General features: G+C 61.4%; 2 protein-coding genes. Both read right to left on the reverse strand.

Annotation, left to right across the window (positions count from 1 at the left end; genetic code table 11):
* A partial coding sequence (gene leuD, locus PK789_RS06510) for a 3-isopropylmalate dehydratase small subunit (RefSeq protein ID WP_324307858.1) occupies positions 1-567 on the reverse strand: 567 nt, incomplete at its 3' end.
* Positions 564-1236 (reverse strand): aconitase family protein (locus PK789_RS06515; RefSeq protein ID WP_324307859.1); only part of this gene is annotated, 673 nt, incomplete at its 5' end. The genes leuD and PK789_RS06515, both read right to left, overlap by 4 nt.

A 1236-nucleotide genomic window follows, 5' to 3' on the forward strand; every position in this document is an offset into this window, starting at 1 on the left:
GGTCAGGCCGATATCGTCCAGCCCATTGAGCAGGCAATGTTTGCGGAAGGCATCGACGTCAAACCCGTGCACCACGCCATCCGGGCGGGTGACGGTTTGTGCGTCCAGATCAATGTGCAACGTATAGCCTTCGCTGGCGTCGCATTGGGTAAACAGGGTGTCGATGGCGGCTTTGTCCAGCACGATGGGCAGCAGGCCATTTTTGAAACTGTTGTTATAAAAAATATCGGCAAAACTGGGCGCGAGGATGGCGCGAAACCCATATTCGGCTAATGCCCACGGGGCGTGTTCGCGGCTGGAACCGCAGCCGAAGTTTTCCCGCGCCAGTAATACGCTGGCGCCTTGGTAGCGCGGCGCATTCAGCACAAAATCGGGGTTCAGCGGGCGGGTGCTGCAATCCTGCCCGGGCTGGCCCTCATCCAGATAGCGCCACGGATCGAACAGATTGGGGCCAAACCCCGTGCGTTTGATCGACTTCAAGAATTGTTTGGGGATGATCTGGTCGGTATCCACATTGGCACGATCCAGCGGTACCACCATGCCGGTGTGTTGGGTAAACGGTGTCATTGCAGGTCTCGCACGTCGATAAAGTGGCCGGCAATCGCGGCGGCGGCGGCCATTGCCGGGCTGACCAGATGGGTGCGGCCGCCGTTGCCTTGGCGGCCTTCGAAATTGCGGTTGGACGTGGATGCGCAGTGCTCGCCGGCTTGCAGGCGGTCGGGGTTCATCGCCAAGCACATCGAGCACCCCGGCTCGCGCCATTCAAACCCGGCATCGATAAAAATCTTGTCCAGTCCTTCGCGCTCGGCCTGCGCTTTCACCAAACCGGAGCCCGGCACCACCAAGGCTTGTTTGATGGAGGCTGCCACTTTGCGGCCGTTGGCAACCGCGGCGGCGGCGCGCAAATCCTCGATGCGGGCATTGGTGCACGAGCCAATGAAGATGCGATCCAACCGGATCGAGGTGATCGGCTGATGGGCGTGCAGGCCCATGTAGTGCAGCGCGCGGGTGATCGCGTCTTGTTTGACGGGATCGGTTTCATGCGCGGGGTCTGGCGTGTGCGCATCCACTGGCAACACCATTTCCGGCGATGTGCCCCAGCTGACTTGCGGGCGAATATCCTCGGCACGCAGCACGACGTCGGCATCAAACAGCGCGTCGGCATCGCTCACCAAATTGCGCCACTGCGCCACTGCGGCATCCCATTGGGCACCAGTGGGCGCAAACGGGCGGCCG

Source organism: Thermomonas sp., assembly GCF_035369645.1.
Classification (GTDB): domain Bacteria; phylum Pseudomonadota; class Gammaproteobacteria; order Xanthomonadales; family Xanthomonadaceae; genus Thermomonas.